The following is a 20,628-nucleotide window of genomic DNA, read 5'->3' as shown; positions in this document are numbered from 1 at the left end:
AAGCACGGTAGACGCAGCGCCATCACGGAAGCCCGGGAGAGCGTGCAGCACTCGCATCGTGAAGCGCGGCCGGCAGACCTCCAACGGACAGGCGGGGCGCTACCGATTCGAAGCCCGCCGGGGTGTCCGCCGGCGCGCCGTCGCGCAGAATGGTCGCGATGTCGGCGCGGGCCTTGTTCAGGCGCTCGACCTCGGCCGCGAGCTCGGCGTCGACCTGGCGCAGCACCTCCGGAGGGACCCTCCCGTCGGCCATCGCCGCGCCGATGTGGGACAGCGGGACGCCGAGGGCGGTTCGGCCCTCGGCACTGTGCCGATCGGCCCTCACCGGCAAGCTGACACACCCGGCGTCAGCGGCGGGGTTCCCACCGGAACAGCCGCAGAGCGAGGCTGTCGGTGCCGGTGATGCCGACCCAGCTCGATCCGGAGGGTCAGGTCCTCGACGGCCTGAAACTCGCCGTACGAGACGGTCAAACGCTCCGCTTCGACTACCGGTCTCGATGATGCGCCGGCCGTCGTCGCCGCCTGCTCCATGTCGGGTCCCGCCTTCACTGAATGGTGGTCGCCGGTCCGGCTCACCGACCGGCGGGAGCCAGTGCAAACCGTGTCCCCGCAACACAGCCGGCGGTCTGGTACCGCAGAGCCTCGCCGCCGTACTCGGCGACGGGTGTCAGCCCCAGCTTGTCCGAGTAGTACTCACGGGCCCGGTCGAGGTCGACGGCGGGAATGTTGGCTTCCACCGCGCTGTGGTTCAACATCTTTCCTCCCCATGCAGGCGAAGCGCTGATACGGAAACACGTCGGGAGCATATGCCGAACAGACGCTACGCAGGCCGGTTGACCTGCGGATTCGTCGCACAGGGTGACTTGCGGCGGTGTCAGCGCAGGTACCAGGCGGCGGTGGCGCCCGGCAGGGTGGGGCCGGCCGGGGCGTGCGGGTCGCTGGTCAGCAGGGGCGCGGCCGTGCCGCTCCACTCCGGCAGCGGGGCCGGGTCGTCGCCGACGTTGACCACGCAGAGGAAGCCGGGGCCGCGGGCGAAGGCCAGCACCCCCTCGGCCGCGGGCAGCCAGGTCAGGTCCGCCGAGGTCAGCGCCGCGAGGTGGCGGCGGTGTGCCAGCGCGGCCCGGTAGAGGCTCAGCGTCGACTGCGGGTCGGTGCTCTGGCGTTCCACGGTCAGCCCGCGCCAGTCCGGGGGCTGCGGCAGCCAGGACGACGGGCCGGGGCCGAAGCCCAGCGACGCCGAGGCGCCCGACCACGGCAGGGGCACCCGGCAGCCGTCGCGGCCGGGGTCGGCGCCGGCGGTGCGGGCGAAGACGGGGTCACGGCGCACGGCGTCGGGAAGGTCCTCCACCTCGGGCAGGCCCAGCTCCTCGCCCTGGTAGAGGTAGGCGCTGCCGGGCAGGGCCAGCATCAGCAGGGTCGCGGCGCGCGCCCGGCGCAGGCCCGCGGCGCCGCCGCCGTAGCGCGTCACGTGGCGTACCACATCGTGATTGGACAGCACCCAGGTCGGCGGGGCGCCGACCTGCTCGAGGGCCCGCAGGCTGTCGTCGACGGCCTCGCGCAGGGCGCCGGCCTCCCAGGGGGCGGTCAGGAACGCGAAGTTGAACGCGGTGTGCAGCTCGTCGGGGCGCAGGTACAGGGCGAGCCGCTCGACGCTCTGCACCCAGATCTCGCCCACGAAGACCCGGTCGCCGGGGTAGGAGTCGAGGATGCGGCGCCACGCGCGGTAGACGTCGTGCACCTCGTCGAGGTCCCAGTGCGGGTGGCCCGGTCCCGGCTGGACCGGATCGTCGTCCTCGCCCAGGTCGGGCATCTGCGGGTCCTTGGCCAGGCCGTGGGCGACGTCGATGCGGAAGCCGTCGACGTCGCGGTCGAGCCAGAAGCGCAGGATGTCGTGGAACTCCTCGCGGACCTCGGCCGCGGTCCAGTCGAGGTCGGGCTGCTGGGGTGCGAACAGGTGCAGGTACCACTGGCCGTCCGGCACCCGCGTCCAGGCGCGGCCCCCGAACCGGCTCTCCCAGTTGTTCGGCGGCTGGTCGCCGCGGCCGTCGCGGAAGAGATAGAAGGACCGCTCGGGCCCGCCGGCGAGGGCCGCCCGGAACCAGGGGTGCTCCGACGACGTGTGGTTGGGCACGAGGTCGATGATGATCCGCAGGCCGAGGGCGTGAGCGTCGCGGATCAGCGCGTCGGCGTCGGCCAGGGTGCCGAACCGGGGGTCGACATCGCGGTAGTCGGCCACGTCGTAGCCGTTGTCGGCCTGCGGCGACGGGTAGAACGGGTTCAGCCAGACGGCGTCGACGCCCAGCTCGCGCAGGTACGGCAGGCGCGAGCGGACGCCACCCAGGTCACCTATCCCGTCGCCGTCCGAGTCGGCGAAGCTCCAGACGTACACCTGGTAGATCACCGCGTGGCGCCACCAGGGCCCCGGGCTCATCGGGGGGCCGCATCGGGCGAGTCGACCCGGTCCCGGAGCTCCTCCTCCTCGAGGTGGGCGAGGTCGGCCGCGGCGGCCTCGTCGCGGGTCAGGTTCGCTCCGGTGCGCGGATCGAACAGGTGCATCCGCGCCGTGTCGGCCCAGAACTCGGCCTCGTGGTTCTCGCGGAGCCGGCTCATCGCGTCGATCTTGACGATGAGCTGGGTGCGCAGGGCCTCGCTGTCGAGCTCGGCGGCCAGGTCGGCGAGCTGCCGGGTGACCTCCTCGCCCGCCTCGAACGGGATGTAGGCGTACTGCGAGTCGCCCAGCCATTCGGTGACGTCGACCTTGGCCCGGAACAGGGCGCCCCGGTCGCGCTTGGCCGGGTCGAGCAGGCCGGCGTCCTCGAAGTGGTCGGGGCGCATCCCGGCGATCAGCAGCTGGCCGTCGGTGACCTTGCCGGTCGCCCTGTCCGGCAGGCCGACATCGAGGAACGGCAGCCGCAGCCGGTCGCCGGCCACGACAGCGGGGAGGAAGTTCATCGGCGGCGACCCGATGAAGCCGGCCACGAACATGTTGACCGGCTGCTCGTAGAGCTCGCGCGGGGAGGCGACCTGCTGGAGCAGGCCCCGGCGCAGCACGGCCACCCGGTCGCCCAGGGTCATCGCCTCGGTCTGGTCGTGGGTCACGTAGACCGTGGTGGTGCCGAGCCGGCGCTGCATCCGCGAGATCTCGGTGCGCATCTGCCCGCGCAGCTTGGCGTCCAGGTTGGACAGCGGCTCGTCGAAGAGGAACGCGTTGACGTTGCGCACGATGGCCCGGCCCATCGCCACCCGCTGCCGCTGGCCGCCGGAGAGGTTGGCCGGCTTGCGGTCGAGGTGCTCGGTGAGCTCCAGCATCGAGGCGGCCTCGGTGACCCGGCGCCGGATCTCGTCCTCGCCGACGCCCTTCATCAGCCGTAGCGGGAAGGCGATGTTCTCGAAGACGGTCAGGTGCGGGTAGAGCGCGTAGTTCTGGAACACCATGGACAGGTTGCGGTCGCGGGGAGCCTTGTCGTTGACCCGGTCGCCGCCGATCACCATGTCGCCCGAGGTGATGTCCTCGAGCCCGACGATCATGCGCAGCAGGGTCGACTTGCCGCACCCGGAGGGCCCGACCAGGATCATGAACTCGCCGTCGGCCACGTGCAGGCTGACGTCGTTGACCGCCTTGAAGCCGTCGCCGTACTCCTTGACGATGTTGCGCATTTCGATGGCTGCCATGCCGAGGTTCCTTTCAGCCCTTGACGGCTCAGCCCTTGACGGCGCCGTTGGTGAGACCGGCCACGATCTTGCGTTGGAAGAGCAGGACGAGGACGACCACCGGGATCGTGACGACCACGGCGGCGGCCGCGATGGGTGCGGTCGGCTGGGAGAACTGCGAGGCGCCCTGGAAGAAGGCGAGCGCCGCGGGCACCGGCCGGGCCGCCTCGCTGGAGGTGAGCGTGATGCCGAAGACGAAGTCGTTCCAGACCGCGAAGAAGGTGAGGATCGCCGCGGTGAACACGCCGGGCGCGGCGAGCGGGACGATGACCCGGCGGAACGCCTGCCAGTTGGTGGCGCCGTCGACCTGGGCGGCCTGCTCCATCTCCCACGGGATCTCGCGGAAGAAGGCCGACAGGACGTAGACCGACAGCGGCAGCGAGTACGACAGGTACGGGATGATCAGGCCGAGCCAGGTGTCGTAGAGGCCGATCGTGCGCCACAGGTTGAACAGCGGCGTGGCGATCGCGATGACCGGGAAGACCGTGATCGCCAGCGCCACGCCGAGCACCAGCCGTTTGCCGGGGAAGTTCAACCGCGAGATCGCGTACGCGGCCAGCGTCGCCAGGATCACCGAGATCGTCGTGGCGATCAGGGACATGCCGACCGAGTTGCGCAGCGCCGTCGTGAACAGGTCGGAGGCGAAGACCGTACGGTAGTTCTCCCAGCTCCACACGGTCGGCAGGAACGACTTGTTGGTGATGTCGTCGCCCTCCTTGAACGACAGCGACACGATCCAGATCACCGGGATGACCGCGTACGCGATGATGAGCACCGCGCCGGCGAGCCAGAACACCTGGGTCCTGCGACTGGTCTTCACTTGCGATCACCCCTCTGCTGCGACAGGTCGGTCTTGAAGACCTTCACGAACATCACGGCGATGAGGACGACGAGGACGGCCAGGATGACGCTGACCGCCGAGCCGAGCCCGACCATCACCCGGCTGATCGTCTGCCGGTAGGCCAGGAACGAGAGGGTCTCGGTGCCCTGCGCGCCGGCGGTCATGATGAACACGGTGTCGAAGATCCGGAACGCGTCCAGGGTGCGGAAGAGCAGCGCCACCATGATGGCGGCCTTCATGTTGGGCAGGATCACCCGCTTGACGCGCTGCCAGGCGCGGGCGCCGTCGACCTTCGCCGCCTCGAGGTAGTCGTCGGGGATCTGGGCCAGCCCGGCGAGCAGCAGCAGCGACATGAACGGCGTGGTCTTCCAGATCTCGGCCACGCACACCGTGGCGATCGCCGACCAGGTGCCGCCGAACCAGTCGAACTCGCCGAGCCCGAGAAGCCCGTTCACGAAGCCGTACGTGTTGCTGAACGCGTACGCCCACGCGTACGCCGAGACGACCGTGATGATCCCGTACGGGACCAGGATCACCGTGCGCAGCGCCGTGCGCAGGTAGAGCGCCCGGTGCATGACCATGGCCAGCGCGAAGCCGAGAACGAGCTCGACGCTCACGGTGACCACGGTGATCAGCGAGGTGACGCCGAACTGCTTCCAGAACAGCCCGTCGGTCAGGATCATCGCGTAGTTGCCGAGGCCGACGAACTCGCGGCCGCCGGGGTCGGTCAGCCGGTAGTCGAACAGGGACAGCCAGATGGCGTTGAGGATCGGGTAGCCGGTGACCGCCACCATGGCGATGAACGCGGGCCCGGCCAGGAGCCAGCCCAGGTTGCGCTCGTGCCGGGCGCGGTCGGTCAGCCGGACGCGGCGCTGGGTGCGGGGAGCCGGCGATTTCGCCGGGGGCGCGGCGGGGATCGTGGTGCTCATGGCCGCTCCTAGATCAGTCTCTGGTTGGAGAGGACGTCCTCGAGAAGGCCGTTGGCCTCCCGGGGCGTCGTCCGGGGCGACAGCGAGTCCGGCGGGTGGAAAGCGGTCTGGATGGCGCCGGTGACATCGCCGTAGTACGGGCTGACCGGGCGCGGCGTGGCGGCGTCGAGGCCCGTGCGGATCTGGTCGGCCATCGGGAACATCTCGCGGATCTCCGGGTCGTCGAAGACCGAGGCCAGCGCGGCCGGGTTGCCCGCCGTCCGCATGAAGTCCTTCTGGCTCCGCTCGGCGGCCAGGCAGCGGATGGCCTCGACCGCGAGGTCCTGCCGGCGGCTGAACGAGCTGATCGAGAGGCCGAGCCCGCCCGAGGGCGACGCGCTCTCGGTGCCGGCCGTGACCCGCGGATAGGCGGCCCAGCCGACGTCGTCCTTGAAGGTCGCCGGCAGCGTCCCCTCCTCGATGGCGGCGTCGAAGGCGGCCCAGACGTACGGCCAATTGACCATGAACCCGCCGTCCGCGGCCTGGAACGAGGCGCGCGAGTCCTCCTCGCCGGCCGTGCTGAAGCCGGCCGGCGCGGCGGGCGAGACGGCGAGGTCGTGCATGATGCGGGCCGCCTCGGCGCCGGCCGGGCTGTCCAGCCCGCCCCTGACCTGGTCGGCCGGCAGGCCCTCGGCGCCGGGTTGCAGGATCGACCCGCCGGCCGACGAGACCAGCGCGTTGACCCAGACCATCATGCTTTCGTTGCGGCGGCCCTGCGCGGCCAGCGTGACACCGGCCCGCGAGGCGCCCTGGATCAGCTGGTCCCAGGTGACCGGCCCGGCCGACGGGTCGACGCCCGCCTCGGCCAGCACCGACTTGCGGTACCACAGCAGCTGGGTGTTGCCGTAGAGGGGCGCCGAGTAGAGCGTGTCGCGGAAGGTGGACTGCTTCAGCGGGCCCTCGAGCACGCCGGCCGAGAACTGCTGCCGCTCCTGCTCGGTGAACGGGCGCAGGAAGCCGGCGTTGGCGAACTCGGCCATGAACGGCGGGTCGACGCTCACGATGTCCATCGAGCGGTCCTCGGCCGCGAGCCGGCGCAGCAGCTGCTCGCGCCCGCCGGCCGCGTTGTTGGGCAGCCGCTGGATGTTGAAGCTGTAGGCGCCGCCCGACTCGGCCGAGCAGCGCGTGGCCACGTCCTCCTGGGCGGCGTCGGCGATGTAGTACGTCAGCGTGGTCGATCCGCCGTCGTCGCCCCCGCATCCGCCGAGGACCGAGGCGAACAGGACGAGCGCGGAGCCGGCCGACCACCGGCGTGATCGTTGTCGCGGGAACACGGTGCCGTCCCTTCGCGCGCTGGAATCGCTTGCAGGACCAGCCTCGATGTGACCTATGTCTCTCGTCAATGGTCGCTATGTGCACGCACTGCGTCATCGGAAACGCTTCCAATGATTGCTAGGCTCGCCCCGTGACTCCGCAGACGAGGGTCAACATGGCCGACGTCGCCCGCCGCGCCGGCGTCTCGATGGCGACCGCCTCGCGCGCCCTCAGCAACCACCCGCACGTCGCGGCCGCGACCCGGGCCCGGGTGCTGGCCGCCGCCGAGCAGCTGTCCTATGTCGTCTCACCCGAGGCGTCGCGCCTGGCCGGCGGCGCCACCGGCCGCGTCGCCGTGGTGGTGCCGCACATCTCCCGCTGGTTCTTCGCGACCCTGCTCGAGGGCATCGAGTCGGTGCTGCGCGACGCCGACCTCGACGTGCTGCTCTACCACGTCGGTGACGCCGCCGACCGGCGCGACTTCTTCCAGCGGCTGCCGGCCCGCCGCAAGGCCGACGCCGTGGTGGTGCTCGGCATGCCGGTCCGCGACGGCGAGCGGGAACGGCTGGAGACCATGGGCGTGCACATCGTCGCGGCCGGCGGACAGGTCGAGGCGTACCCGTACGTCTCCATCGACGACGCGTCGGCCGCCCGCCAGGCCGTCGACCACCTGCTCTTCCTGAACCACCGCCGGATCGGCATGATCGCCACCGTCGACCCGGCCGAGCCGCACTGGCCGGCCAACCCCGGCCGCAGCCGCGCCTACGACGAGGCACTGGCCGACGCCGGCCTGCCCGCCGACCCGAGCCTGGTGGTCACCGTGCCGTGGGGCAGCCTCCACGGCGCCGACGCGATGGCGCGCCTGCTGAGCCTGCGCGAGCCGCCCACGGCCGTCTATGCCCACTCCGACGAGGTGGCGTTCGGCGCGGTCCGCACGCTGCGCCGCGCGGGCCTGCGCATCCCCGAGGACATGTCGGTGGTCGGCATCGACGACCACCCGATGGCCGAGCTGGCCGACCTCACCACGGTCGCCCAGCCCGTACGCGACCAGGGCGTGCTGGCCGGCCGCATGCTGCTGTCGCTGCTCGCCGGCGAGACCGCCACCACCGGCGTCACCGTGCCGACCCGCCTCGTCGTCCGGGGCTCGACGGCGCCGCCGAGGCGCTGAGCCGGCAGCCCCGGCAACACATCGTCCGTTCGGTTGGCGCTTGTTCGTCCGAAGGGATAGGTTGGCGACGGCGGCGGGGACCGCTCGTTCGGAAAGAGCACCTGATGAAGGTTTCGGCCGTCTCTGGGCACCGCGCCCGTCTCGACGTCGACCGCGCAAAAGCCAGTGCCCTGATCACCGCGTTCGCGACGACCGAGGCCGGCGACCCGTCACGCGACCGCCTGCGGGCCAGAGCCATCGAGGCGTGGCTTCCGCTCGCTCAGCACCTCTCGCGCCGGTACGCCGGCCGTGGTGAGCCCGCCGACGATCTCGTGCAGGTCGCGATGGTCGGGCTGATCAAGGCCGTCGACCGGTACGACATCACCTACGGCACCGACTTCGCCCCGTTCGCCATCCCCACCGTCCTGGGAGAGCTCAAACGCCACTTCCGGGACCGGTCGTGGGCCATCCGGGTCCCCCGCCGGCTGCAGGAGCTGCGGATGGCCATCAACGCCGCCAACAGCACCCTGACCCACGTCCTCGGACGGCCGCCGACGGCCGCCGACGTCGCCGCCCATCTGGGCGTGAGCGAGGAAGACGTCCTGGAAGGGCTCGAGGGAGCGCTGGCCTACCACACCACCAGCCTGTCGACTCCCGTCGGGGAGGACCACGCGCACGAGCTCGGGGACACCATCGGCGCCGAGGACCACGGTTACGAGCTGGCGGAGCTGCGGATCGCGCTCGGCCCCGCGCTGGCCCGGCTGACGGAACGCGAACAGCAACTGCTGTCGATGCGGTTCTACGGCAACCGCACGCAGAGCGAGATCGCCCAGCACATCGGCATCTCGCAGATGCACGTCTCGCGGCTCCTGGCCAAGGCGCTCGCAAAGCTGCGTTCGCTGCTCGAACACGACGGATGACGCGCGGCGAGCCGCGCCGAGCCGATCGCCACGGTCATGTCTCGTCGCGCAGACCGGCGGACAGGTCGGCGACCGTGTGCGCTCGGATGCCGGTGACCGGGCCGTCGGCGAAACCGGCCGCGACGGCACGGACGTGCTCCTCGGCGGTGGCGGCCAGGCCGTCGTAGACGGCGACGAACAGATCACGAGCGGGCTGCCGCAGCCATCCCGCCGGCAGCAGCCGCAGCGGCAGGCGCGGGTCGAGAACGGGCAGGCGCCGATAGGTGTCCATCACCTCCGTGCGGGCCCGTACGGACTCGGCTCCGGCGTGCCGGCCGGCCGCGATCCGGGCCGGCACGTCGCGCCACTGCCGGACGAAAGCCTCGTACTCGCGGGCGATGGCCGCGATGTCCCAGGCGTCCAGGGGTCTCCGGTCGAGCCCGGCGCCGAGCTCGACGTGCCGGGCGCGGAACACGGTCATGCCGCCGGGGGCGAACGGGGCCAGCCGTGCCCGGGCCCGGTCCGAGAGGCCGTGCGGCGAGATCCACAGCCCGTCGTACAGCGGGGCGTACCCCATCCAGCGGAGCTTGCTGCGGAGCTCCTGTCGCTGGGCGCGTTCCCCGTTCGGCAGCGAGAAGGCGATGAGGGTCCAGTGCTCGTCCCACGGTTCGGCGCCGGTGGGCGAGACGATCGAGCTCCCGCCCGCGGAGAGGAAGTCGGCCGCTTCCGGGGTGAGCCGGTACGCGCTGCGCCGGCCCTGCCGTCGCACCTGCAGCACCCCGCGACGGGCGAGCCGGCTGATCGCGGTCCGGGCCCCGGCATGGCTCACGCCGGCCTCGGCCAGCAGGGCCACGATGGCGGCCGACGGCAGCTCGGCCCGCGTGCGCAGGGTGTAGTCGGCGAGCAGGGTCACCGTCAGGTCCTGGGGCGAGTTGCCGGCCTGCCGGCGCGGCAGGCGCACGGCGCCTGCCGCGTTGTCCGGGAAGATCTCGTCGATGTCGTACGGGCTGGTCACGCGACGGCTCCGGCAGAATCGGGGGCTCACGGCTCCCGAGATCGTCTCACGCCGATACGCCGCCGCCGGTCCCTCGTCAGCCGGTGGCGCAGGGGGAGCCGTTGAGCGCGTACCCGGTGGGGGCTCCCGTGTTGCCGGTGTGGGTGGCCTGGAACCCGATGGTGGTCGACGCGCCGGGCGCCAGGCTCGTGTTGTAGCCGACGTTGCCGGCCCTGACCCGTCCGGAGGTGGGCGCGTAGGAGGCGCTCCAGCCGCCGGTGATGGTCTGACCGGCGGGCAGGTCGAAGGCGAGCTCCCAGCCGTTGATGGTGGTGCTGCCGGCGTTGGTGATGGTGATGGTCGCGGTCAGCCCGGTGTTCCAGGCGTTGACCGTCCCGGTGACCCGGCATGCCGACGTCACCGGCGGGGTGGTCGGCGGGGTCGTGGGCGGCGTTGTCGGCGGGGTCGTCGGGGGAGTGGTGGGCGGTGTGGTGAGTCCGAAGAAGGCGATGGCGGCGGCGGCCATGCCGCTGCTGGGCAGCGAGTGCCCGGCACCCTGGATGCTGTACGCCTCGACCTGGACGGTGCCCGCCTGGTCGGCCCAGCGGCGGCGGTTCCAGCCCGGCTGCGGGGTGTCGCTGGACGAGGGCGCCGTGCTGAGCCCGAGGACGTTGGTCCACTGCTCGATCGACTCCTGCAGCAACGAGTACGGCACGAGGGTGTCGTTGGTGCCGTGCCACAGCTGCACCCGGGGGCGGGCGCCGGTGTATCCGGGCCACGCCTGGCGGACGGCGTCGCCCCATTGCTGGGGTGTGCGGTTCATGCTGCCGCCGGTGCACTGGCCGCCGGGCGGGTAGTCGGCCGCGTTGGCGAAGCAGTTGAACGGCACGCCCATGAAGGACGCGCCGGCCTTGAACAGGTCCGGGTAGAGGGCGAGCATGTGCTGGGTCATCATGCCGCCGGAGGAGCTGCCGGTGGCGTACACCCGGTTCCGGTCGCCGCCGTACTGCTGAGACGCATAGGCCACCATCGACGCGATGGAGACCGGGTCACTGCCGCCGTTGCGCTGCTTGGCCGCCGCTGACCACGTGTCGAAGCACCTGCCGAAGCCGGCCTCCTGCATCGCGGACGGGTAGATCACGAGGAACCCGTACCGATCGGCCAGCGAGGCGAACTCGCTGCCCGAGTAGAAGCCGGGACCCGAGCCGCCGCAGCCGTGCATGGCGACCACGATCGCCGGGTTGGCCGGGCGCGCGTCCGGCACGTAGATGTGCATGCGCATCCCGCCCGGGTTGCTGCCGAAGTTCGCGACTTCGGTCAGGGTCGCCGCGAACGCCGGACGGGGCGCCGAGACGGCGATGCCTGCCACGGCCAGCAGGGCGGCCAGGGCAGACAGCAGAGGGCGTCTGATCTTCATAATCGTCACTCCTGGAGCGGGCCGGACCGCACGCGGGGATTGGCACGCCCGCGCGCAGCCCAGACGGAAGGCTGGAGGTTGCCGGCCGGCCCGTCGTCGATCCGTGCGGGTGATCTGCCCTGTCCTCACCCGTACCGGCGCCGGGGAGCCGGCGCGCCGCCGAGCCGCGGCTGTGGCGCGCGGACCGGCGAACGCGCGTCGTATGACACTTAGCGTGCACCTGGAGCGAGAAACTGTCAATCGACGTATGCCGATCTAAGCGCCTGGCCGGAAGTCTTGTCCGTAACCCGGGGGTAGTCAGGGTGAGGTCCAGGGCGCGGCGGTGGTGAGGTTTTGGGTGTTGGTGCGGTGCTGGAAGAAGGCGTGGGCTTGGCGGGTCCGGTTGGCGGCGACGGCTGGGGCGTTCGGGCAGGCGTCGAGCAGTTGTTGGAGGAAGTAGCAGAAGACCACGGAGACGTCTTTGACGCTGACGTGGTGGTGGATCTGGCCGGCCAGGCCTTCGTGGTGGTGGCGGGTGACCAGCGGCGCACGGTGACCGGGTCGTAGTGCAACACCTCGGCGATCTCGCCGGCGGACATGCCGGCGGCGGACAGGGTGACGATGACCATGCGGGTGGCGGTGCGCCAGGGTCCGTGCAGGGCGGTAATCAGTTCGGTGTGTCGCTCGGCCGGGATCCGGGCGTAGACGTGCGCAGGGCGCATACGGGCGGTGACCTTACGTACAGAACTTCTGATCAGACGCTTAGTAGTGGAACTTGTGCCGGGCGCTGCGCCGGTTGGCCCGGGCCGGCAGCTCGTCGCGGTTGCCGGGGTGGGGCCGCTGCCCGTGCGGCTCACGGCCCTGGGAAAAATCCCGCATGGTCACCACGAAGCCCTGGACCAATCGGTCCTCGCGCAGGTCGCGGTACGTGGCTTCGACCATCGCCCGGCTGCCGTCGGCCCGCACCAGCGAGCAGAACACCACACCGTCGCCGGAGCCGCGGAAGGCCCGGCGCAGCTGGTCGCGGTCGTCCGGATGCACCACGTCGTCGACGGTGGCCAGCGGCGGCAGGTCGTCGACGCCGAGCCGCTCGCGCAGCGAAGGGCTGGCGTACCGGATGCGCTGGTCGTCGTCGATCACCATCATCATGTCCGCGCTGTTCCGGATCACCGCGCGCAGATAGAGGTCACTGTCGCGGCGGCCGACCGCCTCCATCAGCGAGATGCGGTCCAGCGCGAGCGCCGCCTGACCGGCCAGCACCTCGAGGGTGTCGCGCGTGGCAGTGAGGACGTCGCGGCGGCCGCGCAGGATCAGGGCTCCGCCGCTGGGCCGGGCGACGGCGAGCGGCTCCAGCCAGAGCGGGCAGACCAGGGTGGCCCAGTCCCGGTCCCCGTTCTCGATCCACCAGCTGCGGTGCGGTGCGCCGGCCTCGGGGCCGGTCGGCGCTTCGAGCGTGAGCCGGCGGTCGTCGAGGGCGAAGACGACGCCGCGGACCGCGTCCGCCGGCATGAACTGGGCGATCGCGGCCCGGACGGCCTCGTCGACGGCCGGTGCGTCGGCGGCGGCGACCAGCGCGGCGCTCGCCTGCCGCAGGCCGCGCTCACGCTTCAGGGCCTGGCCGTTCGCGGTCACCGAGTCGGTCAGCCGGGTGATGGTCAGGAGAAGGGTGATCGCGCCGGCCACGGCGATCACCACGCCGTCGCCGACCGTGCCGTCGGCCGCCTCGATCAGCAGAACGACCGGCGGGGTGGCGACCGAGACACCCAGCAGCGTCGCCCAGCGCCCGAGCCGCGGACTGGGGCGCGGCGCCGCGGGCTCGGTGAGCCGGACCATCGACGGGTGCAGGGCGGCGGCGCCCCAGGCCAGGTAGAGCACCACGAAACCGGATTCGCTCAGCCGGCCCGGCCACAGCGGCTGCACGATGTCACTGACCAGGACACCCACCGCGCCGATGACCAGCAGGGCGGCCGAGACGTTGCGGCCCGCGGCGACCAGGACGCGGGCGACGACGGCGAGGAGCAGCAGGGCGCCGATGACGTACGCGCCGGAGACATCGCCGATCCGGCCCGCGTCGCCGAGGACGAACACCCAGACCACCAGCAGCGCCGAGCACGCGAAAGCGAGCAGGTCGATGAGCCGTGCCCGGTCGACGAGGACCGCGCCGACGCGCGTCAGCTGCAGCAGGCTGCAAGCCACCAGCACGAACATGACGTAGAAGCAGATGTCGGCCACGCCGGGCCGGTTCAGCGCGGTCAACACGTCCCCGGCGGCGCTCGCGACGATGGCGCCGGCCAGCAACACCCAGGGTCCGATCCGGTCCGGCCGGTGACGGCGGACGCCGTAGACGATGGCGGCCGCGCTGCCGATTCCCAGAACGATCCATTCGATGGCCCTCAGCACGCCCCACTAGTACCAGCGGCGTTGCTGCGTGTCCATGGCGAGACACGTAGTGCGACGACCGTCAGTCCTCGACCACGCCGATCACGGTGGACAGCGGCAGCGGGCCGTTGTGCGCGGAGTCGTTGGCCAGCTCCCGATTGTCGCCGAGCACGAAGATGTGCCCGGCCGGCACGGTGAGCGGCTCGAAGGCGACGGGTGGCTCGCCGTCCGGGGCGAGGTACGGCTCGCGCAGAGCGGTGCCGTTGTGCAGCACCCGGCCCGCCCTGTCACAGCAGCTGACGGTGTCGCCGGGCACCGCGATCACCCGGTAGATCCGGGGCGGGTCGCCCGGTGACGAGCCCCAGTCGCTGGGCGCGTGGAAGACCACCACGTCACTCGCGTGTGGCTGGTATTCGCCGGGCTCGACCATGGTGGCCGTGACGATGTCGCCCTCCTCGATGGTCGGCTCCATCGTCGGCGAGCGCATTCGAAAGTCGTTCCGGTCCTCGAAGCCGCACGACGCGGCGGCCACCAGGGCCACGGCCAGCACGGCCGCCATGGAGATCATTCGCACGCACGGATGATCGCATTGTGGAGCGGCGAGCGGAGGCCCGCGGCGGGCGTGCGCACCGCCTCCGGGATCCGGGCTGTCCGGACGTCGCCGGGCGCGCGCGTCGGTTCACACAGGGAGGCCCGGGGTGCCGGCCGTCTTGCGCCGGGCTTTGTCCCGGTACATGGCGGCGTCGGCCTGGCGCAGCAGGCGGGGCGCATCGGACGCGGGGCCGGTGGCCACGCCGACGCTCGCTCCGACGGTGACGTCGGCGTGGCCGGGGAGCATGATCGGCGCTTGCAGAGCGGCGACCAGGCCGCCGGCGGTGGCCGGGCCGGGCAGCAGGACGGCGAACTCGTCGCCGCCGAGACGTACGGCCAGGCCGTTCCCCGGAGTCCAGGCGGCCAGCCGCTCGGCCACCGCCACCAATACCTGGTCGCCGGCGTGGTGGCCGTACGAGTCGTTTATCGGTTTGAAGCCGTCGAGGTCGACGAGCAGCACGCTGACCCGGTCACCGGACTGCCGCTCGGCGAGCCGCTGCTCGAGCAGGCTGCGGTTGGCCAGGCCGGTCAGCGCGTCGTGGGTGGCCTGGTGGCGCAGCTCGTCGTGCAGCTCGCGGACCTCGGCCATCCGGCGATCGAGCTCGGCGAGGAGCCGCTCGTTGTCGGTGAACGCCGCCGACTGCCGCGACAGCACCAGGGCGGTGATCGCGATAGCGCCCACCGCGACGCCGCTGATGCGCAGGTCGCCGCCGTGGCCGACGAGCGCGCCGATCAGCAGCAGATGCACGGCGACGACGGCCACGTAGGGCAGGCGGCTCGAGCGGCGCCGGACGCGCTCGGCGGGCCGCGCGGCGGCGCGGCGCGTGTGCAGGGTCTGCAGGCGCAGGGCGACGGGGAGAAGCAGGCAGGGCAGCAGCTGCGACACGTAGATGACGCCGGCGTCGTGGGTGCCGGTCAGGAGGGTGACCGTCGAGGCGGCCAGCGCGGTGCCGGCCACGCCGGTGCTGGCGACGACCCCGGGCAGCCAAGCGAACGGAGCGGTTCCGCCGAGCAGCAGTTTGAGCACGCTGAACGTGATGAGCAGCATGACCGCCGACGTGGCGCCGGCGCCGGCCACCTCGGCGAGGTTGCCGTCGATGACGACCCCGGCCAGCACGAAATACCACAGGAAGACGGCGACGCCGGCGAGCACCGTCGCCGCGTCGAGATACAGCCGGAGGCGCTGGCGGCCCGCGCCGCCCAGGGGGTGGAACAGCATCGCGACCACCGCGATCACCATGCCCAGCACCACGAAGCCGGTCTGGACGGGATGCGGCTGGTGCCCGAACCGGGGGTCCAGAACCACCAGGACCGTCTGGAACGCGTCGCCGATCGCGCAGCACACACCGGTGACGAGGACGGCCGGCCAGAAGCGGCGGCCCTGCCGCCGGGCAGCGTCCTGCCGCGTGAGCCGCCACGCGAAGACGGCGATGGCCACGTCGAGGCCCGTCTGCACCGCCCACGAGACGGTCGCCCCGCCTGGGCCGGCGAGGAACCACCACACGAGGGCGAGGCTGAAGGCGGCCATCCCGGCCAGCACGGGGTCGGGGGTCAGCCTGCGCCGCGATTCCACAGTCCCAGCAATCGGCAGGCGGCCGGAGTAGGTGAGAAATCGGGTGCGGGCCGCGCCGACGTCAGCGGATGCCCTCCGCGCGCAGGCGGGCGGCCAGGGCGGCGGCCTGGTCGAGCATCACCTCGGAGACGCGCGCGATCTCCTCGTCGGTCACGGCCGCGATCGGGATCGAGCAGCTGATCGCGTCGGTCGCGGGGATGCGGTACGGCACGGCCACCGAGACGCAGCCCAGGCCCAGCGTGTTCTGCTCGCGCTCCAGGGCGTAGCCGCGGGCGCGGGTGGCCTCCAGGTCGTGCCGCAGGGCCTCGTGGTCGACGATGGTGTGCTCGGTGAGGCCGGCCAGGTGGTCCGGCAGCAACTCGCCGACCTCGCGCGGGGTGAGCTCGGCCAGCAGGGCCTTGCCGAGGGCGGTGGCGTGGGCCGGGAGCTGCCGGCCCACCCGGGAGGTGGCCCGGCGCGGCTCGATCGTCTCGCGGGTGGCCAGGTAGATGACGTTCGGGCCGTCGAGGCGCGCGTAGTGCACCGTGTAGCCGAGCTTGTCGCCGATCAGCTCCAGCGCGCGGGTGGCGAACGGCAGCGCCGGGTCGCGGTCCAGGTACGCCGTGCCGCACAGCAGGGCGTGCGGGCCGACGCCGACCGCCGAGCCGTCCGCGGTGGTCTCGATCCACCGCATCGCGATCAGCGTGTGCAGCAGCTGGTGCAGGCTGGAGCGCGGGAAACCGGTGCGCCGGTGCAGCTCGGTGACGGTCATCGGGCCGCGGGCGGCGCCGAGCATCTCCATGATCAGTATGGTGCGCTGCGCCGATTTGACCAGCTTCGGCTCTTCCTCGGTCATCGATCGACCTCCTTCGAGGACGGCAGCGTAGTCAGGATCGCGGCCGGCATGTTCTGGAACGTCACCGGGCGCAGGAAGCGTTCGATCGCCGCCGTGCCGACCGACGTGTGCAGCGGCGCGGTGGTCGCCGGGTACGGGCCGCCGTGGTGCATCGCGCCGGTGACCGCCACCCCGGTCGGCCAGCCGTTCCAGATCACCCGGCCGGCCAGGCCGGCCAGGCCGCGCACCAGCGCCGGGGCGACCTCGTCGTCCTCTTCGCCGTGCACGGTCGCGGTGAGCTGGCCGGGGATCAGCCGGGCCAGGGCGGGCAGCTCCCCCTCGTCGTCGTACGCCACCAGCAGCGCGCTCGGCCCGAAACGCTCTTCCAGCAAGCCTTCCGGGTCGTCGCGCAGCGCGCCGGCCGTGGTGGCGTACAGCGCCGGCGCGGCGAAACGGCCCTCGCCCGGTGGCCCCTCGAAGACGACACGCGCCGAGGGCCCGGGACGGCCGGCCCGGAAGCCGTCCGCGATCTTCGACGTGAGCAGGTCGCCTCCGGGGTGGCCGCTCAGTGCCCCGGCGACGGCGGTGGCGGCCGCGTCGAGCGCCGAGCCCGGCAGGATCAGCACGCCCGGCTTGGTGCAGAACTGCCCCAGGCCCAGGGTGTACGACTCGGCGAAGCCGGCCCAGATCTCCGGCCCGCGCCGCTCGGCCGCCGACCGGGTCACGAAGACCGGGTTCACGCTGCCCAGCTCGCCGTAGAACGGGATCGGCTCCGGCCGGGAGGCGGCGAGATCGAACAGCGCCCGCCCGCCGGCCAGTGATCCGGTGAAGGCGGCGGCCTTGATCCTCGGGTCGAGCAGCACCTCGCGGCCCTCCTCCTCGCCGTGCACGAGGGTCAGGGCGCCCGGCGGCAGCAGTGGGGCGGCGATCTCGCGCACCCGGTCGGAGAGCCGCGGATGGCCGGGATGCGCCTTGACGACGACGGGGCAGCCGGCGGCCAGCGCGGCGGCCGTGTCCGTGCCCAGCACCGAGAACGCGAAGGGGAAGTTGCTCGCGGCGAAGACCACGACCGGGCCGATCGGCACCGCCGTGCGAAACAGGTCCGGGCGGGGGAGCGGCGCGGGCGCGGCCGCGTCGTGCCGCTGCCGCAGCGGCCGCCCGGACGCGATCTCGTCGGCGTACAGGCGCAGCTGGAACGTGGTGCGGGCCAGCTCGCCGGTGAGCCGCTCGGCGGGCAGCCGGGTCTCGCCGGCGGCCAGCGGCACCAGCTCGCCGGCCGCCGAGTCGAGCGCGTCGGCGACGCGGTGCATCACGGCCGCCCGGTCGGCGGCCGGCATGCCGGCGAGGGTGTGTGCGGCCGCCTCGACATCGGGGGTCACCATGTTCCGCCTACCTTCCAGTCGGTCCCGCCCCAGACGCCGCCGACCCGGGCATCCGGCGCGAGCGGGGTCGCCGGCAACGCGCCGGCGTACCGCTCGGCATCGTCCTCGGGGAAGAAGCCGATCGCCTCGCCGGGGACGAGGGAGAACCATCCGCGCGTGTTGCGCGAGACGCCCCAGACGATGTGGTGCCCGGGGGTGCTCAGCGCCAGCACGGCCTCGACGAGCCGGGCCGCGTCGGCGGGGGAGAGCCACGTCGACAGGGCGCGCTCGTGGATGGGGGTGGCGTCGACCGTGCCGATCCGCGCGGTCACGATCGTCATCCCGTACGCGTCGGCGTAGAGGCTGCCGAGCGCCTCGGCCGCCGCCTTGCTCACGCCGTAGTACGTGTCGGGGCGGGGCGCCGGCATCGCGTCGCCGCCGGCCTCGGCGATCGGTGTCATGCCCACGACGTGCGTGCTGCCGGCCAGCAGCACCCGCCGTACGCCCTGGGACCTGGCCTGCTCCAGCACCGTGCGGGTGCCGCCGATGTTGACGTCGAGCATCTGCTCCCAGGGGCGCTCGCTCGCGTACCCACCCAGATGCACCACCAGGTCGACGCCGGCGCACGCCTTCTCGACCAGCGCGGCGTCGGTCACCGAGCCGGTCAGGATCACCTCGCCCGGATGGGCCGGGCCGGGCGGCGCGGCGACGTCGAGCAGGCGGATCTCGCGGCCCGGCCGGGCCAGCAACGGCCGGATCAAGCTGCCTATTCGGCCGGAAGCACCGGTGATGAGCAGGGAAGGCAACAAGATCTCCTTAGCGCCGTAACGGTCTTGACATCTGCCGTGAGTGATCCATAGCGTACCGCCATGTTCACCCACACGGAAGCTTTCACATATGTGAACGAGCGCCAAGGGTGTGAAGGGGTATGCCAGTGGTCGCAACAGAGTTGAGCCGGGCGCCGGCCGCCACTCCGGCGGGCGAGGGCGGATCCGGCAAGCGCAGGCGCGTCGGAGTGCGGGCGCCGTGGTGGTTCGTCGTCCCGGCGGTCGGGATGTACCTGTTCATCGTCGTGGTGCCCAGCCTCAACGGCGCGTTCTACTCGTTCACCGACTGGAACGGGCTCGGCGAGGGCTGGTCGCTGGTCGGCCTGGACAACTTCACCGCGGTCTTCACCGACCGGGGCGCGCGGGCCGCGCTGGTCAACACGGTCGTGCTGGCCGCCGTGGTCGTCGTCGCCCAGAACGTGGTCGGCCTGCTGCTCGCGCTGGGTGTCAACAGCATGGTCAAGAGCCGGTACGTGCTGCGCGTCATCTACTTCGCGCCGGTCGTGCTCACCCCGCTGGTCGCCGGCTACGTGTGGAGCTTCCTGCTCTCGCCCAACGGCGCGGTGAACGGCTTGCTCAACGGCGCCGGCCTCGGCTTCCTGGCCCGCGACTGGCTCGGCGACCCGTCGACAGCGCTCTACGCGATCGCCGTGGAGATCGTCTGGCAGTTCTCCGGCTACTCGATGGTGATCTACCTGGCCGGGCTCCAGTCGATACCGGCCGAGGTCCTCGAGGCGGCCACCATCGACGGCGCCGGCCCGTGGCAGCGCTTCCGCCGCGTGGTCCTCCCGCTGCTCAACGGCGCGGTCGTGATCAACGTGATGCTCTGCCTGATCGGCGGCCTCAAGCAGTTCGACCAGGTCATCGCGATGACCGGCGGCGGGCCCGGAACGGCCACCGAGACCATCTCCACGACCATCTACAAGAGCGCCTTCAATCTGGGCGACTTCCCGTTCTCCATCGCGCTCGCGGTCGTCATGACCGTCGTCATCGCGGTCTGTGCCGCCGTCCAGTACCGCCTCACGCTGAGGACGAACTCCTGATGCACACGCGATACACCTGGTGGACGTTCGCCCGCGAGGGCGCGCTGATCGTCGTCGCGCTGCTGTTCCTCGTACCGCTGGTGGGTCTGATCAATGTCTCGCTCAAGCCGCAGGACAGCCAGACCAGCGCGCTGTCGTTCGCCTGGCCGCCCACCCTCGACAACTACACGACCGCCTGGCGCGAGGCCCATCTCGGCCCGGCGCTCGGCAACAGTTTCCTGATCACCCTGGTCAGCGTCGCGCTGATCGTGGCGATCGCGGCCCTCGCCGCGTACCCCCTGGCGCGGGTGACCCGCTCCTGGTCGCGGTGGACCTTCTACGGCATCATCGGCGGCCTGCTCATTCCCGGGCAGCTCGCCATGCTCCCGCTCTACGCCACCATGCGGGACCTGGGGCTGCTGGGGACGCTCTGGTCGGTGATCCTGATCAACGTCGGTCAGCAACTACCTTTCTCGGTCTTCCTCTACACGATGTTCCTGCGTGAGCTGCCGCTCGACTACGAGGAGGCGGCCCTGCTCGACGGGGCGGGCCCGCTGCGCTCCTTCCTCACCGTCGTCTTCCCGCTGTTGCGCCCGGTCACCGGAACCGTGGTCATCCTCAACGCGGTCGGCATCTGGAACGAGTTCTTCCTGCCGCTGCTCTATCTGGGCGGCAGCGACAACACCACCGCGCCGGTGGCCATCTACGGATTCGTGAGCCAGTTCGTCTCGCTCTGGCCACTCATCTTCGCCGGCCTGGTGATCAGCGTGATCCCCATTCTGGTCGTCTATTTCGCCCTGCAGAAATACATCATCAAGGGTTTCGCCGGCGGCCTGAAGGGCTGAATCCCC

General features: G+C 71.8%; 19 protein-coding genes and 1 pseudogene. 4 read left to right on the top strand and 16 right to left on the bottom strand.

Translation table 11 applies throughout. The annotated features are described in order from the left end of the window. Window positions 1-22 precede the first annotated feature (22 nt). From Ade02nite_RS45145 to Ade02nite_RS45115, 7 genes are all read right to left on the bottom strand, one after another. Window positions 23-226, bottom strand: coding sequence for a hypothetical protein (locus tag Ade02nite_RS45145; RefSeq protein WP_203777596.1), 204 nt, complete (start codon window positions 224-226; stop codon window positions 23-25). 346 nt (window positions 227-572) lie between these two features. Next, window positions 573-755, bottom strand: a complete 183-nt coding sequence (locus Ade02nite_RS45140; RefSeq protein ID WP_203777595.1) for a VOC family protein — start codon at window positions 753-755, stop codon at window positions 573-575. A gap of 119 nt (window positions 756-874) precedes the next feature. Next, the gene (locus Ade02nite_RS45135) at window positions 875-2,431 is read right to left on the bottom strand and encodes a glycoside hydrolase family 13 protein (RefSeq protein ID WP_203777594.1); all 1,557 of its coding nucleotides are present in this window, start codon (window positions 2,429-2,431) and stop codon (window positions 875-877) included. After that, window positions 2,428-3,672 carry an ABC transporter ATP-binding protein gene (locus Ade02nite_RS45130; RefSeq protein WP_203777593.1) on the bottom strand — a complete coding sequence of 415 codons (1,245 nt, stop codon included), beginning with the start codon at window positions 3,670-3,672 and terminating at the stop codon, window positions 2,428-2,430. Before Ade02nite_RS45130 ends, Ade02nite_RS45135 begins: the two co-directional genes overlap by 4 nt. Before the next feature lie 28 nt (window positions 3,673-3,700). Continuing rightward, window positions 3,701-4,531: a carbohydrate ABC transporter permease gene (locus Ade02nite_RS45125; protein WP_203777592.1), complete on the bottom strand. Its 831-nt coding sequence runs from the start codon at window positions 4,529-4,531 to the stop codon at window positions 3,701-3,703. After that, window positions 4,528-5,481 carry a carbohydrate ABC transporter permease gene (locus Ade02nite_RS45120; protein WP_203777591.1) on the bottom strand — a complete coding sequence of 318 codons (954 nt, stop codon included), beginning with the start codon at window positions 5,479-5,481 and terminating at the stop codon, window positions 4,528-4,530. Before Ade02nite_RS45120 ends, Ade02nite_RS45125 begins: the two co-directional genes overlap by 4 nt. 8 nt (window positions 5,482-5,489) lie before the next feature. Continuing rightward, window positions 5,490-6,794, bottom strand: coding sequence for an extracellular solute-binding protein (locus Ade02nite_RS45115; RefSeq protein ID WP_203777590.1), 1,305 nt, complete (start codon window positions 6,792-6,794; stop codon window positions 5,490-5,492). Window positions 6,795-6,925: 131 nt separating this feature from the next. Between Ade02nite_RS45115 and Ade02nite_RS45110 the strand changes: the two genes are divergently transcribed. Further along, window positions 6,926-7,942, top strand: coding sequence for a LacI family DNA-binding transcriptional regulator (locus Ade02nite_RS45110; protein WP_239169523.1), 1,017 nt, complete (start codon window positions 6,926-6,928; stop codon window positions 7,940-7,942). A 104-nt stretch (window positions 7,943-8,046) separates the two neighbouring features. After that, window positions 8,047-8,841, top strand: coding sequence for a SigB/SigF/SigG family RNA polymerase sigma factor (locus Ade02nite_RS45105; protein ID WP_203777589.1), 795 nt, complete (start codon window positions 8,047-8,049; stop codon window positions 8,839-8,841). Window positions 8,842-8,875: 34 nt separating this feature from the next. Here Ade02nite_RS45105 and Ade02nite_RS45100 read toward each other — a convergent pair whose 3' ends face one another. From Ade02nite_RS45100 to Ade02nite_RS45060, 9 genes and pseudogenes are all read right to left on the bottom strand, one after another. Next, window positions 8,876-9,835 carry a PaaX family transcriptional regulator gene (locus Ade02nite_RS45100; protein ID WP_203777588.1) on the bottom strand — a complete coding sequence of 320 codons (960 nt, stop codon included), beginning with the start codon at window positions 9,833-9,835 and terminating at the stop codon, window positions 8,876-8,878. 76 nt (window positions 9,836-9,911) lie between these two features. Further along, window positions 9,912-11,231 carry an extracellular catalytic domain type 1 short-chain-length polyhydroxyalkanoate depolymerase gene (locus Ade02nite_RS45095; RefSeq protein ID WP_203777587.1) on the bottom strand — a complete coding sequence of 440 codons (1,320 nt, stop codon included), beginning with the start codon at window positions 11,229-11,231 and terminating at the stop codon, window positions 9,912-9,914. A 297-nt stretch (window positions 11,232-11,528) separates the two neighbouring features. Continuing rightward, window positions 11,529-11,932, bottom strand: a pseudogene (locus Ade02nite_RS50660) (helix-turn-helix domain-containing protein). A 40-nt stretch (window positions 11,933-11,972) separates the two neighbouring features. Continuing rightward, window positions 11,973-13,610: a PAS domain S-box protein gene (locus Ade02nite_RS45085; protein ID WP_203777585.1), complete on the bottom strand. Its 1,638-nt coding sequence runs from the start codon at window positions 13,608-13,610 to the stop codon at window positions 11,973-11,975. Between the two features lie 61 nt (window positions 13,611-13,671). Next, window positions 13,672-14,157 (bottom strand): signal peptidase I, encoded by a 486-nt coding sequence (lepB, locus tag Ade02nite_RS45080; RefSeq protein ID WP_239169531.1) that lies wholly within the window; start codon window positions 14,155-14,157, stop codon window positions 13,672-13,674. Window positions 14,158-14,268: 111 nt separating this feature from the next. Next, window positions 14,269-15,753, bottom strand: a complete 1,485-nt coding sequence (locus Ade02nite_RS50545) for a GGDEF domain-containing protein (RefSeq protein WP_203777583.1) — start codon at window positions 15,751-15,753, stop codon at window positions 14,269-14,271. Between the two features lie 61 nt (window positions 15,754-15,814). After that, window positions 15,815-16,588: an IclR family transcriptional regulator gene (locus Ade02nite_RS45070; protein ID WP_203777581.1), complete on the bottom strand. Its 774-nt coding sequence runs from the start codon at window positions 16,586-16,588 to the stop codon at window positions 15,815-15,817. Next, entirely contained in the window at window positions 16,585-17,949 is a 1,365-nt protein-coding gene (locus Ade02nite_RS45065; protein WP_203777579.1) for an aldehyde dehydrogenase family protein, read from the bottom strand. Before Ade02nite_RS45065 ends, Ade02nite_RS45070 begins: the two co-directional genes overlap by 4 nt. After that, window positions 17,943-18,734: an NAD-dependent epimerase/dehydratase family protein gene (locus Ade02nite_RS45060; RefSeq protein WP_239169522.1), complete on the bottom strand. Its 792-nt coding sequence runs from the start codon at window positions 18,732-18,734 to the stop codon at window positions 17,943-17,945. The genes Ade02nite_RS45065 and Ade02nite_RS45060 overlap by 7 nt, the downstream gene beginning before the upstream one ends. 122 nt (window positions 18,735-18,856) lie before the next feature. Between Ade02nite_RS45060 and Ade02nite_RS45055 the strand changes: the two genes are divergently transcribed. Together Ade02nite_RS45055 and Ade02nite_RS45050 are read left to right on the top strand one after the other, a co-directional pair. After that, window positions 18,857-19,798 (top strand): carbohydrate ABC transporter permease, encoded by a 942-nt coding sequence (locus Ade02nite_RS45055; protein WP_203777577.1) that lies wholly within the window; start codon window positions 18,857-18,859, stop codon window positions 19,796-19,798. Beyond that, a complete protein-coding gene (locus Ade02nite_RS45050; RefSeq protein WP_203777575.1) occupies window positions 19,798-20,622 on the top strand; it encodes a carbohydrate ABC transporter permease in 825 nt (274 codons plus the stop codon). The genes Ade02nite_RS45055 and Ade02nite_RS45050 overlap by 1 nt, the downstream gene beginning before the upstream one ends. Window positions 20,623-20,628 lie beyond the last annotated feature (6 nt).

The organism is Paractinoplanes deccanensis, assembly GCF_016862115.1.
GTDB lineage: Bacteria > Actinomycetota > Actinomycetes > Mycobacteriales > Micromonosporaceae > Actinoplanes > Actinoplanes deccanensis.
The sequence above is the reverse complement of the archived record's forward strand: the minus strand, read 5'-3'. Positions and strand labels throughout refer to the sequence as shown.